The sequence below is a fragment of the Natronincola peptidivorans genome, assembly GCF_900111615.1.
Classification (GTDB): Bacteria; Bacillota; Clostridia; order Peptostreptococcales; family Natronincolaceae; genus Natronincola_A; species Natronincola_A peptidivorans.
In genome coordinates this window covers 67,681-80,206 of record NZ_FOHU01000014.1, presented here as the reverse complement: position 1 = coordinate 80,206, position 12,526 = coordinate 67,681, and the positions used below count along the sequence as shown (strand labels likewise).

Sequence of the window (12,526 nt, the reverse complement as noted above, 5' to 3'; positions counted from 1 at the left end):
ATCAGCCCAATCGCTACAGAAGAAGGCTTAAGATTCGCTATCCGTGAAGGTGGAAGAACTGTAGGTGCTGGAGTAGTTGCTTCTATTATTGAATAGTAAGATTTGAGCAAAATTAATTTAGAAGAAGAGGCTTTCTCTTCTTCTAAATTTGCATTTATGAAAAATAGAAAAAAATTAATAAATATCTGAAATAGGGTTGAATTTTACAACTAGATGTTATAAAATATACTAGTGTCTATTTGACATGTTCCTATAGTTTTATGAAGAGTCAATGAAGCGAAAGGTTGCTAATGTAAGGAAATTTTCGTGGAGAAATGTCTAGATCTAAGAATCGGGCGACAAGACTACCTGACATTGATATAAAAAAATCTCAACACACCCGGAACGGTGTATCAGTAGTCTAGGTCGTACGTAAAAAGAAATCACGTGCGATGAAAGGGAGGGAAAGCAAATGGCAACAGCTAAAGCAAAGCAAAAAATTAGAATCAGACTAAAAGCTTATGATCACAAAGTATTAGATCAGTCAGCTGAAAAAATTGTGGAAACTGCTAAAAGAAGTGGAGCAGAAGTTTCAGGACCAGTTCCATTACCAACAGAAAAACAAATTATCACTATACTAAGAGCAGTTCACAAGTACAAGGATTCAAGAGAGCAGTTTGAGATGAGAACCCATAAAAGATTGGTTGACATCTTAAACCCAACGCCTAAAACAGTTGATGCATTAATGAGATTAGACTTACCAGCAGGCGTAGATATAGAAATCAAATTATAATAAATGAATTTAACTAAGATAAAGAGATGAGATTCATCCTATCTTAGTATGATTATACGCAATGTATAATCCGCTGTAAGATTAATAGGAGGTGTAATAGAATGAAGGGTTTATTAGGTAGAAAAGTTGGAATGACTCAAATTTTCAACAACGAAGGGTTAGTAATACCTGTAACTGTTATTGAAGTAGAACCTAATGCTGTGGCACAAGTAAAAACTGTTGAGACAGACGGATACAATGCAGTTCAAGTAGGTTATGATACCTTAAAGGAAAAAAATGTTAACAAACCATTAAAAGGACATTACGATAAGGCTGGAATTCCTGCCAAAAGAAAACTAAAGGAATTTAGAACAGAAAACGCACCAGAATTCACAGTAGGTCAAGAAATCAAAGCGGATCTTTTCCAAGAAGGTGAAAAAGTAGATATTACAGGTGTCTCTAAAGGTAAAGGATTCCAAGGTGTTATTAAAAGACATGGTCAAAGCAGAGGACCGATGTCACATGGTTCTAGATATCATAGAAGACCTGGTTCAATGGGTGCGTCTGCGTATCCAGGGAGAGTATTCAAGGGCAAAAAATTACCTGGGCATATGGGAGCAGTACAGGTTACTGTTCAAAATCTTGAAGTGGTAAAGGTAGACACAGAAAGAAATGCTCTTTTAGTAAAGGGCGCTGTGCCAGGACCTAAAAAAGGATTATTAATTATCAAAGAAACAACAAAACAAGGGAAATAATTTAATTGCAGAAAGGAGGATTTACTATGCCTAAAGTATCTGTATACAATGTGTCTGGAGAACAAGTAAATGAAATAGAATTAAGCGACAATGTATTTGGCGTAGAAGTAAACCAACACGTGCTTTATGAAGTTGTTAAAAATCAACTTGCAAATAAAAGACAAGGAACACAGTCTGCTAAAACTAGATCAGAAGTAAGAGGCGGCGGGAGAAGGCCATGGAGACAAAAAGGAACTGGACGTGCTCGACATGGTACCATTCGTTCACCACTATGGGTTGGCGGAGGTGTTGTATTTGCACCAAAACCAAGAAATCATGGGTACACATTACCGAAGAAAGTAAAAAGACTTGCCATGAAATCGGCACTTACTTCAAAAGTAAATAGTAATGAACTTATTGTATTAGAAGAACTTACTTTGGAAGCACCAAAGACAAAAGAGATGGCTAACATCTTAAAGAACTTAAAAGTAGAAAAGAAAGCGTTGATTGTAATAGGGGATAAAAATGAAGCTGTTATCAGATCAGCTAAAAACATCCCAGGAATTGAGACAGCTTCTGTAAATACATTAAATGTTTATGACATTTTAAAATATGACAAATTCATTATTACAAAAGATGCGGTTCAAAAAGTGGAGGAGGTGTACGCATAATGACAAATCCACACGATATTGTTATTAAACCATTAGTAACTGAGCAAAGCATGGCGGACATCGCTGATAAAAAATATGCTTTTGTTGTAGCGAAAAGAGCTAATAAAACAGAAGTCAGAAAAGCTATAGAGAAAATCTTTGGTGTTAAGGTGGAGAAGGTTAATACCTTGAACATGAGAGGAAAAGTTAAGAGAATGGGAAAAAATGTTGGCAAAAGAGCTGATTGGAAAAAAGCTATTGTCACATTAACAGAAGACAGCAAAACAATCGAGTTATTTGAAGGAATGTAAGAGTTGATTTGCAATACGAAGGAGGGAAACAGAAATGGGTATAAAAAAGTTTAATCCTACTTCACCAGCTAGAAGAGAAATGACAGTTTCTACATTTGAAGAAATCACAAAGGTGGAACCTGAAAGATCACTCTTAGAAACACTTAATAAAACTGGTGGTAGAAATGTTCATGGTAAAATAACCGTTCGCCATAGAGGTGGCGGTATGAAAAGAAAATATAGAATTATCGATTTTAAGAGAAACAAAGATGATATACCAGCAAAGGTTGCATCTATCGAATATGACCCAAATAGAACAGCTAATATAGCTTTACTACACTATGCTGATGGAGAAAAAAGATATATTATTGCTCCAAATGGACTAAAGGTTGGGGATGTAGTAGAATCTGGCACAGGTGCAGATATTAAAGCAGGAAATGCTTTACCATTAAGAAACATCCCAGTAGGTACCATCATCCATAATATCGAAATGAAGCCAGGTAAAGGTGGACAGATTGCAAGAGCTGCTGGTAACTCAGCCCAACTAATGGCGAAGGAAGGGAAATATGCACTATTAAGATTACCTTCTGGAGAAATAAGACAAATCATGATGGATTGTAAAGCGACGGTAGGAGAAGTAGGGAACCATGACCATGAGAATATTACTATCGGTAAAGCGGGTAGAAAAAGACATATGGGAATTAGACCTACTGTAAGAGGTTCTGCCATGAATCCAAATGACCATCCACACGGTGGTGGAGAAGGTAGATCACCTATTGGAAGACCTTCACCAGTAACACCATGGGGTAAGCCTACACTTGGATACAAAACCCGTGATAAGAAAAAAGCTTCAAACAAATACATTATATCTAGAAGAAAGAAATAATTTAGCCATATAATGAGAAAAGATAAAGAGACACATACTTCTTGAAGGGAGGAAAAGTAATGGGTAGATCACTAAAAAAAGGACCTTTTATTCATCAAGGCTTACTAAAGAAAGTAGAAGAGATGAATGACAAAGGTGAAAAAAGAGTTGTGAAAACATGGTCAAGAGCATCTACTATTTTTCCACAAATGATCGGGCACACTATTGCTGTACATGATGGTAGAAAGCATGTCCCAGTATATGTTACAGAAGACATGGTTGGGCATAAACTAGGGGAGTTTGCTCCTACCAGAACCTATAGAGGACATGATGATAACGATAAAACAACAAAGAGAAAGTAATATTATTATCTTTGGCTTTGTGGAATTATATACTTGTTTGATCTAGATTACGAAAGGAGGTCATTCCATGGAAGCAAGAGCAATTGTAAGATTTGTTAGAATAGCTCCTAGAAAAGCTCAACAAGTTGTTGATTTAGTACGAGGTAAGAAAGTTGACGAGGCTTTAGCAATACTAAAGTATACACCTAGAGCGGCAGCACCAATAGTAGAAAAACTTGTTAAATCAGCTTTAGCTAATGCTGAAAACAACTATAATATGGATAGAGAGAATTTATTTGTATCAGAAATTTATGCAAATCAAGGACCTACAATGAAACGTTTCAGACCAAGAGCTATGGGTCGAGCTACTACCATAAGAAAAAGAACAAGTCATATTGGTGTTGTACTAAAAGAAAAGTAGAAATAAGGAGGGAAAATAATGGGTCAAAAGGTAAGCCCACACGGATTAAGAGTAGGAATCATTAAAGATTGGGACGCCAAATGGTATGCCAATAAAAAAGATTTTTCCAGCCTACTTGTGGAAGACCACAAAATCCGTAAATACGTTAAAGAGAAACTTTTCATTGCTGGAATTTCTAAAGTAGAGATTGAAAGAGCTGCCAACAATAGAGTTAAAATAAATATTCACACTGCAAAACCTGGAATGGTTATAGGTAAGGGCGGACAGGGTGTTGAAGAAGTAAAAAAAGAATTAGAAAAGTTAACGAAGAAAAATGTAGCAGTAAATGTAGTAGAAGTAAGAGTGCCAGAGGTAGACGCTCAATTAGTAGCGGAGAACATTGCTTTCTCACTAGAAAGAAGAGTTTCTTTTAGAAGAGCAATGAAACAAGCTATGCAAAGAGCAATGCGTTCAGGTGCAAAAGGAATCAAAGTTCTAACATCAGGAAGACTTGGTGGAGCAGAGATGGCACGTTCCGAAGGCTACAATCAAGGAAATGTTCCGTTACACACTTTAAGAGCGGATATTGACTATGGTTTTGCAGAAGCTACTACAACCTATGGGAAATTAGGTGTAAAGGTTTGGATTTACAAAGGTGAAGTATTACCTACTAAGAGAAATGTTAATAAAGAAGAAGATAAAAATACACAAAACAAGTAACAGTTATGCCTTGAAGGAAGGAGGAATAGCGCATGTTAATGCCTAAAAGAGTAAAACGCCGTAGAGTACACAGAGGAAAAATGGCAGGTGAAGCTACTAGAGGAAACAAGGTTTCTTATGGAGAATATGGAATCATGGCTCTTGAACCTGCATGGATCACCTCTAATCAAATAGAAGCTGCTCGTATTGCTATGACAAGGTCTATTAAAAGAGGGGGTAAGGTTTGGATCAAAATATTCCCTCACAAACCTGTAACAAAGAAACCTGCTGAAACTCGTATGGGTGCTGGTAAAGGTTCACCAGAGTTTTGGGTAGCTGTAGTGAAGCCAGGTAGAGTTATGTTTGAAATTGCAGGAGTATCTGAAGAAAGAGCAAGAGAAGCTATGAGATTAGCTATTCATAAATTACCAATCAAATGTAAATTTGTAACACGTCAAGAATTAGAAGTAAAGGGTGGTGAAGCTGATGAAAGCTAATACATTAAGAGATATGTCAGATGTTGAATTAAACCAAAAATTAGCTGATTCAAAAAGTGAATTATTTAACCTTCGTTTCCAATTAGCGACCGGCCAGCTCGAAAACCCTTTGAGAATCAGAAATGTTCGCAAAGATATCGCAAGAATCAAAACCCTTATTAGAGAACGAGAAATGGGTAAATAAATTCATAATGAATGATGATGTAGGTGAGAAGGGAGGCCAAACTGGTGGAAAGAGGAACAAGAAAAAGTAGATTAGGTCGTGTAGTAAGTGACAAAATGGATAAAACAATCGTAGTATTAGTAGAGGATTTTGTTCGTCATCCTTTATATGGCAAAGCTGTTAAAAGAACGACTAAATATAAAGCACATGATGAAATGAATGAATGTACTATTGGAGATAAAGTAAGAATTATGGAAACAAGACCATTATCAAAAGATAAACGATGGAGACTTGCAAAAATCGTTGAAAAGGCTAAATAGAATAGGATTGAAAAGGAGGTATCGCTATGATTCAACAAGAATCACGACTTAGCGTTGCAGATAACTCGGGGGCAAAAGAATTACTTTGTATTCGTGTATTAGGTGGCACGAAGAGAAGGTATGCCAGAATAGGTGACGTAATCGTCTGCTCAGTTAAAAGTGCAACACCAGGCGGAGTTGTAAAAAAAGGTCAAGTGGTAAAAGCTGTTGTAGTTAGAACAAAAGCTGTTACTAGACGTAAAGACGGATTTTATATTAAATTTGATCAAAATGCTGCTGTTGTTATTAAAGAAGATAAACAACCAATGGGGACACGTATCTTTGGGCCAGTAGCAAGAGAATTAAGAGATAAAGAGTTTATGAAGATTGTTTCACTAGCTCCAGAAGTATTATAAACGAGGAGGTGTTACAGATGCGTATCAAGAAAGGTGACACAGTAGTAGTAATAGCTGGAAAAGATAAAGCTAAAAAGGGTAAGGTGCTACAAGTATTACCTAAAGCGAATAGAGTAATTGTGGAAGGCGTAAATATGGTAACAAAGCATCAAAAACCAAACGCTCAAACCCAAAAAGGCGGCATCATCAATCAAGAAGCCCCAATAAATGCATCTAATGTAATGATTTTTGATAAAAAAGCTAACCAAGGTGTTAGAGTAGGATATAAGATTCTTGAAAACGGTGAAAAAGTAAGAGTAAGCAAAAAGACTGGCGAAGTATTAGACTAAAGCGAAGAAGGGAGGTAAGTCTAGTAATGGCTAGATTAAATGATAAATATAAAAATGAAGTTGCTCCAGCGATGATGGAGAAGTTTGGATATAAAAGTGTCATGGAAATCCCTAAAATTGAGAAGGTAATTGTCAACATGGGGGTTGGAGAAGCTAAGGATAATCCTAAAGCACTAGAAGTAGCTGTGCAGGAATTAACAACAATCACAGGACAAAAACCTGTTATTACTAAGGCTAAAAAATCAGTTTCTAATTTTAAACTTCGAGAAGGTATGTCTATCGGCGCTAAAACTACTTTAAGAGGCGAAAAGATGTACGAATTTGTAGATAGATTATTAAACGTTGCTTTACCAAGGGTAAGAGACTTTAGAGGCGTAAGTGCTAAAGCCTTTGATGGTAGAGGAAACTATGCTTTAGGTGTCAAGGATCAATTGATTTTCCCAGAAATTGACTATGATAAGGTTGATAAAGCAAGGGGAATGGACATTATCTTTGTTACCACTGCGAAAACAGATGAAGAAAGCCGTGAGTTGTTAAAATTAATGGGAATGCCTTTCGCAAAATAAATAAGGAGGTATAAGTAGTGGCAAAACAATCTCTGAAAGTTAAGCAAGAAAGAAAAGCAAAATTCAAAACAAGAGAATATACAAGATGTAAAATATGTGGAAGACCACATGCTTATTTAAGAAAATTTGGCATATGTCGTATTTGTTTTAGAGAATTAGCCTACAAAGGGCAAATACCAGGTGTTAAAAAAGCTAGCTGGTAAAATTGGGAAGGAGGTAAGGTTATGACAATGACAGATCCAATTGCAGATATGCTTACTCGCATTAGAAATGCCAGTGCGGTAAAACATGAGACAGTTGATATTCCAGCCTCTAACATGAAGAAAGAAATTGCAAACATTCTTCTTGAAGAGGGTTTTATAAAAGGCTTTGATGTTATAGAAGATGGGAAACAAGGGATTATTAGAATGCAATTAAAGTTTGGTAAAAATAACGAAAAAGTTATTACAGGCATTAAGCGTATTTCAAAACCTGGACTAAGGGTTTATGCAAAAAAAGATGAAATTCCCAGAGTTTTAGGTGGATTAGGGATTGCAATTATCTCTACATCTAAAGGAATTATTGCAGATAGAATTGCTAGAAAAGAAGGCGTTGGCGGAGAGGTTATTGCTTACATCTGGTAATCGTAATAACTTTTAAGGAGGTGCAAACATGTCAAGGATAGGTGTAAAGCCAATTGAATTATCAAAAGGCGTAGAAGTAAATGTTGATAATAATAACGTTGTTACTGTTAAAGGACCTCAAGGAACATTAGCAGAGCAAATTCATAAAGATATTCTTGTTAAGGTAGAAGAAAATACAATTCTTGTTGAGAGACCAACAAACAACAAAAAACATAGATCTTTACATGGTTTATCAAGATCACTTGTCGCCAATATGGTAGACGGAGTAGTGAAGGGATATGAGAAAAAATTAAATTTAGTTGGTGTAGGTTACAGAGCTAATAAGCAAGGTAACAAACTAGTACTAAACTTAGGTTTCTCACATCCTGTAGAAATGACAGATCCAGAGGGTGTTACTACAGAGGTACCTTCTCAAACAGAAATCCTTGTTAAAGGAATCAACAAACAAAAAGTTGGAAATTACGCAGCGAAAATCCGAGAGTTAAGAAAACCTGAACCTTATAAAGGAAAAGGAATTCGATACTCAGATGAAATCGTTAGACGTAAAGAAGGTAAGACTGGTAAGTAATAGAAAGGAGTGAAACAAGGTGATCAAGAAGGTAAGCAAAAATCTTACAAGAAAGAAAAGACATCAGCGCGTTCGAAACAAGGTTACCGGAACAGCTGAACGACCAAGATTAAATGTTTACAGAAGCTTAAGCAACATGTATGCTCAAATCATTAACGATGAAACAGGGCAAACTATAGTAGCTGCTTCTACTTTAGATAAAGAAGTTAGTGGTGAAGGGAAAGCTGTAGGAAACAAAGATGCAGCTAAGCTTGTAGGAGAATTAGTAGCAAAAAGAGCATTAGAAAAAGGTGTAAAGACTGTAACTTTTGATCGTGGTGGATATATTTATCACGGCAGAGTAAAAGCATTGGCAGAAGGAGCAAGAGAAGCTGGACTTGACTTTTAATAAGAAGGAGGGAAATACATGCTACGTAATCGTATAGATGGTAGTCAACTTGACTTAAAAGAACAAGTTGTTGACATAAGACGTGTTACTAAGGTTGTAAAAGGTGGTAGAAACTTTAGATTTGCTGCTTTAGTAGTAGTTGGTGATGAGAACGGACATGTTGGAGTAGGTACTGGAAAAGCAATGGAAATCCCAGATGCTATTAGAAAAGGTATTCAAGATGCAAAGAAAAATTTAATTAAAGTACCAATTGTAAATACAACAGTGCCTCATGAAGTAATTGGTCACTTTGGTGCTGGCAATGTATTAATTATGCCTGCTAGAGAGGGTACCGGAATTATTGCTGGTGGACCAGTTCGAGCGATACTAGAACTAGCTGGAGTTAAAGATGTAAGAGCAAAGTCTTTAGGCTCAAACAACTCAAGGAACATGGTAAACGCTACAATGGATGGATTAAAAAATCTAAAAAGAGCAGAGGATGTAGCTAGACTAAGAGGCAAATCCATAGAAGAACTCTTAGGTTAGGAGGGAGAAAACTATGGCAAATTTAAACATTAAACTAATAAAAAGTGTTATTGGTACATTGCCAAAGCAAAGAAAAACAATAGAAGCCTTAGGATTAGCAAAGGTTGGGCAGTCAGTTGAAAAACCCGACAATCCACAAATCCGAGGTATGGTCGAAAGAGTAAAACACTTAGTAGAAGTTGTAGAAGCATAATTAAGGAGGTGTAAAGATGAAGTTACATGAGCTTAGACCTGCTGAAGGTGCTGTTAGAAAAACCAAAAGAAAAGGTAGAGGTACCGGTACTGGCCTTGGTAAAACTGCAGGAAGAGGTAGCAATGGTCAAAAATCACGTAGTGGCGGCGGCGTTAGAATAGGTTTTGAAGGGGGTCAAATGCCTCTTGCAAGACGACTTCCTAAACGTGGCTTCACAAATATTTTCAAAAAACAATTCACATTAATTAACATCGAAGATTTAAATAGATTTGAAAATGGAACAGAAATTACTGCACAGTTCCTAAAAGAGATAGGTGCAATTAAGAAAATTGAAAAAGACGGCTTAAAGATTTTAGGAAATGGTAACTTAGAAAAAAGCTTAACCATTAAAGCTCAAAAATTTACCCAATCAGCTGTCGAAAAGATTGAAGCTGCTGGTGGAAAAGTAGAGGTGATATAAGGTGATATCTACTTTAAGAAATGCTTGGAAAATCCCTGATTTAAGAAGTAGAATCCTATACACCTTTATGATGTTACTTGTTTTTAGATTAGGTTCTGTAATACCAGTCCCAGGGATCAATATCGACTATGTTCGTAATATAGTTGAAAATGCTGGATTACTTGCAATGTTTGACATGTTTTCTGGTGGTGCTTTTGGCAACATGACTATTTTTGCTTTAAGTATTACCCCTTATATTACTGCTTCTATTATCATGCAGCTTTTAACTATAGCTATCCCAAGCTTAGAAGAGTTAGCAAAAGAAGGAGAAGAAGGTAGAAAGAAAATAGCTCAATACACAAGATATGGAACAGTTATATTAGCCCTAATCCAAGCAACTGGGATCAGCGTAGGACTTTTCCAAGGAGCACTGATTAATAGAGATGCCTTCAGCATAACTGTAGTTGTACTTACCTTAACAGCTGGTACAGCATTCCTGATGTGGTTAGGTGAACAAATCACTGAAAAAGGAATAGGTAATGGAATTTCTTTAATTATCTTTGCTGGAATTGTTTCAAGAATACCAGATGGTATCTACAGAAGCTTTGTGTTAACCCGACAAGGAGAAATCTCTCCCATCACTATTATTATTTTTGTGGTGATTGCAATTGTTATTATTGCTGGGGTTGTAGCTATTCAAGAAGGACAAAGGAAAATTCCAGTACAATACGCTAAAAGAGTTGTTGGAAGAAAAATGTACGGAGGACAAAGCTCTCACATTCCTTTGAAGGTGAACCAATCAGGAGTAATTCCTGTAATCTTTGCTATGTCTTTATTAGCTTTTCCACAAACAATCGCCTTTTTCTTTGGAGAAACCAGTGGATTTGCAATATTTGTAGCTAGATGGTTATCTCCAACTGCAAGACCGGGTGTATTTATCTATACATTCTTAAGTGCTGTATTAATCATTTTCTTCACTTACTTCTACACAGCTGTTACCTTCAATCCAGTAGAAGTAGCAACAAACATGAAGAAAAATGGTGGTTTTATACCAGGGATTCGTCCTGGAAAGCCAACCTCTGACTATCTAACAAAGGTACTAAATAGGATTACTTTAGCAGGTGCTGTGTTTTTAGCTGCGATAGCTATATTACCAACACTGATTCTTAACCTGTTAGGTATGCCGCTTGCTTTTGGTGGTACAGCATTACTCATCGTTGTAGGGGTTGCACTAGAAACCATGAAGCAAATAGAAGCACAAATGTTAATGAGACATTATCAAGGATTCTTAAAATAAACTGTAGTTAATATCTGTCATGAGGAATTTTCCTCATGATACCATCCAAAAAATATGCCGGGAGATGGTAAAATGAGAACAATTTTACTAGGACCACCAGGGGCCGGAAAAGGGACCCAGGCAGCGGTTATTGTAAATGAATTTCATGTACCCCACATTTCAACCGGGGACATATTCAGATATAATATTAAGCAGGGAACAGAACTAGGGAAAAAAGCCAAAAATTATATGGATCAAGGTCTTTTAGTGCCAGATGAACTAGTGGTAGCCATTGTAGAAGATCGTCTGCAGCAAGAGGATTGCAAGAACGGATTTCTACTAGATGGCTTTCCACGAACAGCTCCTCAGGCTGAGGCGTTAGACAATGTATTAGAGCAAATGGGTGTTTCTTTAGATAAAGTTGTAAACATAGAGGTAGATAAAGAAAAACTTATAAAAAGAGTTGTCGGCAGAAGAATCTGTAAAGATTGTGGTGCTACCTACCATATAGAATTTAATCCTTCTTTGAAAGGAGAGCAATGCGACCAATGCGGTGGCAGCTTATATCAAAGAGAAGATGACACAGAAGCAACGGTCTCTAAAAGAATAGAAGTCTATTTAAATGAAACACAGCCATTAATCCAATACTATCAAGCAAAAGGCATACTAGCTGTAATTGATGGTGAACAAGAGATAGAGGAAGTTTCAAAAGGGATTGTCAAGGTTTTAGGGAGAGAATCCTAATGATATATATTAAGTCTGGTCAAGAAATTGAAATCATGCGGCAAGCTGGAAAAATTGTAGCGGAAACTCATGAACTATTGAAAGAGGCAATTAGACCAGGAATAACAACCAAGGAATTAGATAAGCTGGCAGAAGCTTATATAATAAAAAAAGGTGCTATTCCTGCATTTAAGGGATATGGTGGTTTTCCAGCTAGTATATGTACGTCAATCAATCATGAAGTGGTGCATGGAATTCCTGGATTAAAAAGACTTGAAGATGGCGATATTATTAGTATAGATATAGGCGTACTTTATGAAGGATATTATGGAGACGCAGCTAAAACCTATGGTGTAGGACAAATTAGTGAGCAGGCACAAAGATTAATCCATGTTACTAGAGAAAGCTTTTATGAAGGCATAAAAAATGCCTACGAAGGTAAACGACTATCTGATATTTCTCATGCTATTCAAGCTTACGTAGAAAACGAGGGGTTTTCCGTCGTTAGAAATTATGTTGGTCATGGTATTGGTACAAAAATGCATGAAGAACCACAGGTTCCTAACTATGGGTTACCAGGAAAGGGACCTAGGCTTCAAGCAGGCATGGTTTTAGCTATAGAACCTATGATTAATGCAGGAACCTACGAAGTAAAAGTATTGTCAGATGGCTGGACTGTAGTGACAATAGATGGAAGATACTCTGCTCATTATGAACACACCGTCGCTATTACACAAGGAGAACCTGAAATTTTGACAACAATATAATCCAGGTAAATGAGGTGACATTTT

General features: G+C 36.6%; 25 protein-coding genes. All 25 read left to right on the top strand.

All coding sequences use genetic code 11. The annotated features are described in order from the left end of the window. Positions 1–96: EF-Tu C-terminal domain-related protein (locus BMX10_RS13740; RefSeq protein ID WP_330387928.1), on the top strand; the 96-nt coding region annotated here is incomplete at its 5' end. A 355-nt stretch (positions 97–451) separates the two neighbouring features. After that, on the top strand, positions 452–772 hold the full coding sequence (rpsJ, locus tag BMX10_RS13735) for a 30S ribosomal protein S10 (protein WP_089282913.1): 321 nt from the start codon (positions 452–454) through the stop codon (positions 770–772). A gap of 101 nt (positions 773–873) precedes the next feature. Further along, the gene (gene rplC, locus BMX10_RS13730) at positions 874–1,506 is read left to right on the top strand and encodes a 50S ribosomal protein L3 (protein ID WP_090445417.1); all 633 of its coding nucleotides are present in this window, start codon (positions 874–876) and stop codon (positions 1,504–1,506) included. A 26-nt stretch (positions 1,507–1,532) separates the two neighbouring features. Then, the gene (gene rplD, locus BMX10_RS13725; RefSeq protein WP_090445414.1) at positions 1,533–2,156 is read left to right on the top strand and encodes a 50S ribosomal protein L4; all 624 of its coding nucleotides are present in this window, start codon (positions 1,533–1,535) and stop codon (positions 2,154–2,156) included. Then, a complete protein-coding gene (gene rplW, locus BMX10_RS13720) occupies positions 2,156–2,446 on the top strand; it encodes a 50S ribosomal protein L23 (RefSeq protein WP_090445412.1) in 291 nt (96 codons plus the stop codon). Before rplD ends, rplW begins: the two co-directional genes overlap by 1 nt. A 34-nt stretch (positions 2,447–2,480) precedes the next feature. After that, entirely contained in the window at positions 2,481–3,311 is an 831-nt protein-coding gene (gene rplB, locus BMX10_RS13715; RefSeq protein WP_090445409.1) for a 50S ribosomal protein L2, read from the top strand. A 59-nt stretch (positions 3,312–3,370) separates the two neighbouring features. After that, positions 3,371–3,652, top strand: a complete 282-nt coding sequence (gene rpsS, locus BMX10_RS13710) for a 30S ribosomal protein S19 (RefSeq protein WP_090445406.1) — start codon at positions 3,371–3,373, stop codon at positions 3,650–3,652. Positions 3,653–3,719: 67 nt separating this feature from the next. Next, positions 3,720–4,052 (top strand): 50S ribosomal protein L22, encoded by a 333-nt coding sequence (gene rplV / locus BMX10_RS13705; protein ID WP_090445403.1) that lies wholly within the window; start codon positions 3,720–3,722, stop codon positions 4,050–4,052. Positions 4,053–4,070: 18 nt separating this feature from the next. After that, entirely contained in the window at positions 4,071–4,751 is a 681-nt protein-coding gene (gene rpsC / locus BMX10_RS13700; RefSeq protein ID WP_090445400.1) for a 30S ribosomal protein S3, read from the top strand. A 32-nt stretch (positions 4,752–4,783) separates the two neighbouring features. Further along, on the top strand, positions 4,784–5,227 hold the full coding sequence (gene rplP, locus BMX10_RS13695; RefSeq protein WP_090445397.1) for a 50S ribosomal protein L16: 444 nt from the start codon (positions 4,784–4,786) through the stop codon (positions 5,225–5,227). Further along, a complete protein-coding gene (rpmC, locus tag BMX10_RS13690) occupies positions 5,217–5,411 on the top strand; it encodes a 50S ribosomal protein L29 (protein WP_090445394.1) in 195 nt (64 codons plus the stop codon). The genes rplP and rpmC overlap by 11 nt, the downstream gene beginning before the upstream one ends. Before the next feature lie 44 nt (positions 5,412–5,455). Then, on the top strand, positions 5,456–5,710 hold the full coding sequence (gene rpsQ / locus BMX10_RS13685; RefSeq protein ID WP_090445390.1) for a 30S ribosomal protein S17: 255 nt from the start codon (positions 5,456–5,458) through the stop codon (positions 5,708–5,710). A gap of 26 nt (positions 5,711–5,736) precedes the next feature. After that, on the top strand, positions 5,737–6,105 hold the full coding sequence (gene rplN / locus BMX10_RS13680) for a 50S ribosomal protein L14 (protein ID WP_090445387.1): 369 nt from the start codon (positions 5,737–5,739) through the stop codon (positions 6,103–6,105). Between the two features lie 17 nt (positions 6,106–6,122). After that, the gene (gene rplX / locus BMX10_RS13675) at positions 6,123–6,434 is read left to right on the top strand and encodes a 50S ribosomal protein L24 (protein ID WP_090445384.1); all 312 of its coding nucleotides are present in this window, start codon (positions 6,123–6,125) and stop codon (positions 6,432–6,434) included. A gap of 26 nt (positions 6,435–6,460) precedes the next feature. Continuing rightward, positions 6,461–7,000: a 50S ribosomal protein L5 gene (gene rplE / locus BMX10_RS13670; RefSeq protein ID WP_090445382.1), complete on the top strand. Its 540-nt coding sequence runs from the start codon at positions 6,461–6,463 to the stop codon at positions 6,998–7,000. Between the two features lie 17 nt (positions 7,001–7,017). Further along, entirely contained in the window at positions 7,018–7,203 is a 186-nt protein-coding gene (locus BMX10_RS13665; protein ID WP_090445379.1) for a type Z 30S ribosomal protein S14, read from the top strand. A gap of 21 nt (positions 7,204–7,224) precedes the next feature. After that, positions 7,225–7,623: a 30S ribosomal protein S8 gene (gene rpsH / locus BMX10_RS13660; RefSeq protein WP_090445374.1), complete on the top strand. Its 399-nt coding sequence runs from the start codon at positions 7,225–7,227 to the stop codon at positions 7,621–7,623. A gap of 28 nt (positions 7,624–7,651) precedes the next feature. Further along, complete coding sequence (rplF, locus tag BMX10_RS13655; protein WP_090445371.1) at positions 7,652–8,191, top strand: 50S ribosomal protein L6; 540 nt, start codon at positions 7,652–7,654, stop codon at positions 8,189–8,191. Between the two features lie 19 nt (positions 8,192–8,210). Continuing rightward, positions 8,211–8,579 carry a 50S ribosomal protein L18 gene (gene rplR / locus BMX10_RS13650; RefSeq protein ID WP_090445368.1) on the top strand — a complete coding sequence of 123 codons (369 nt, stop codon included), beginning with the start codon at positions 8,211–8,213 and terminating at the stop codon, positions 8,577–8,579. An 18-nt stretch (positions 8,580–8,597) separates the two neighbouring features. Then, positions 8,598–9,104 (top strand): 30S ribosomal protein S5, encoded by a 507-nt coding sequence (rpsE, locus tag BMX10_RS13645; protein WP_090445365.1) that lies wholly within the window; start codon positions 8,598–8,600, stop codon positions 9,102–9,104. Between the two features lie 13 nt (positions 9,105–9,117). Beyond that, entirely contained in the window at positions 9,118–9,297 is a 180-nt protein-coding gene (rpmD, locus tag BMX10_RS13640; RefSeq protein WP_090445362.1) for a 50S ribosomal protein L30, read from the top strand. Between the two features lie 16 nt (positions 9,298–9,313). Then, on the top strand, positions 9,314–9,757 hold the full coding sequence (gene rplO / locus BMX10_RS13635) for a 50S ribosomal protein L15 (RefSeq protein WP_090445360.1): 444 nt from the start codon (positions 9,314–9,316) through the stop codon (positions 9,755–9,757). A 1-nt stretch (position 9,758) separates the two neighbouring features. Further along, a complete protein-coding gene (secY, locus tag BMX10_RS13630) occupies positions 9,759–11,033 on the top strand; it encodes a preprotein translocase subunit SecY (RefSeq protein ID WP_090445357.1) in 1,275 nt (424 codons plus the stop codon). A 72-nt stretch (positions 11,034–11,105) separates the two neighbouring features. Continuing rightward, positions 11,106–11,756 (top strand): adenylate kinase, encoded by a 651-nt coding sequence (locus tag BMX10_RS13625; RefSeq protein WP_090445354.1) that lies wholly within the window; start codon positions 11,106–11,108, stop codon positions 11,754–11,756. Further along, the gene (gene map, locus BMX10_RS13620) at positions 11,756–12,502 is read left to right on the top strand and encodes a type I methionyl aminopeptidase (protein WP_090445350.1); all 747 of its coding nucleotides are present in this window, start codon (positions 11,756–11,758) and stop codon (positions 12,500–12,502) included. Before BMX10_RS13625 ends, map begins: the two co-directional genes overlap by 1 nt. Positions 12,503–12,526 lie beyond the last annotated feature (24 nt).

What these genes read in the sequence shown, in the direction of transcription:
- rpsJ (WP_089282913.1), top strand. Translation starts at nt 452, where the DNA reads ATGGCAACAGCTAAAGCAAAGCAAAAAATTAGAATCAGACTAAAAGCT.
- rplC (WP_090445417.1), top strand. Translation starts at nt 874, where the DNA reads ATGAAGGGTTTATTAGGTAGAAAAGTTGGAATGACTCAAATTTTCAAC.
- rplD (WP_090445414.1), top strand. Translation starts at nt 1,533, where the DNA reads ATGCCTAAAGTATCTGTATACAATGTGTCTGGAGAACAAGTAAATGAA.
- rplW (WP_090445412.1), top strand. Translation starts at nt 2,156, where the DNA reads ATGACAAATCCACACGATATTGTTATTAAACCATTAGTAACTGAGCAA.
- rplB (WP_090445409.1), top strand. Translation starts at nt 2,481, where the DNA reads ATGGGTATAAAAAAGTTTAATCCTACTTCACCAGCTAGAAGAGAAATG.
- rpsS (WP_090445406.1), top strand. Translation starts at nt 3,371, where the DNA reads ATGGGTAGATCACTAAAAAAAGGACCTTTTATTCATCAAGGCTTACTA.
- rplV (WP_090445403.1), top strand. Translation starts at nt 3,720, where the DNA reads ATGGAAGCAAGAGCAATTGTAAGATTTGTTAGAATAGCTCCTAGAAAA.
- rpsC (WP_090445400.1), top strand. Translation starts at nt 4,071, where the DNA reads ATGGGTCAAAAGGTAAGCCCACACGGATTAAGAGTAGGAATCATTAAA.
- rplP (WP_090445397.1), top strand. Translation starts at nt 4,784, where the DNA reads ATGTTAATGCCTAAAAGAGTAAAACGCCGTAGAGTACACAGAGGAAAA.
- rpmC (WP_090445394.1), top strand. Translation starts at nt 5,217, where the DNA reads ATGAAAGCTAATACATTAAGAGATATGTCAGATGTTGAATTAAACCAA.
- rplN (WP_090445387.1), top strand. Translation starts at nt 5,737, where the DNA reads ATGATTCAACAAGAATCACGACTTAGCGTTGCAGATAACTCGGGGGCA.
- rplX (WP_090445384.1), top strand. Translation starts at nt 6,123, where the DNA reads ATGCGTATCAAGAAAGGTGACACAGTAGTAGTAATAGCTGGAAAAGAT.
- rplE (WP_090445382.1), top strand. Translation starts at nt 6,461, where the DNA reads ATGGCTAGATTAAATGATAAATATAAAAATGAAGTTGCTCCAGCGATG.
- rpsH (WP_090445374.1), top strand. Translation starts at nt 7,225, where the DNA reads ATGACAATGACAGATCCAATTGCAGATATGCTTACTCGCATTAGAAAT.
- rplF (WP_090445371.1), top strand. Translation starts at nt 7,652, where the DNA reads ATGTCAAGGATAGGTGTAAAGCCAATTGAATTATCAAAAGGCGTAGAA.
- rpsE (WP_090445365.1), top strand. Translation starts at nt 8,598, where the DNA reads ATGCTACGTAATCGTATAGATGGTAGTCAACTTGACTTAAAAGAACAA.
- rpmD (WP_090445362.1), top strand. Translation starts at nt 9,118, where the DNA reads ATGGCAAATTTAAACATTAAACTAATAAAAAGTGTTATTGGTACATTG.
- rplO (WP_090445360.1), top strand. Translation starts at nt 9,314, where the DNA reads ATGAAGTTACATGAGCTTAGACCTGCTGAAGGTGCTGTTAGAAAAACC.
- BMX10_RS13625 (WP_090445354.1), top strand. Translation starts at nt 11,106, where the DNA reads ATGAGAACAATTTTACTAGGACCACCAGGGGCCGGAAAAGGGACCCAG.
- map (WP_090445350.1), top strand. Translation starts at nt 11,756, where the DNA reads ATGATATATATTAAGTCTGGTCAAGAAATTGAAATCATGCGGCAAGCT.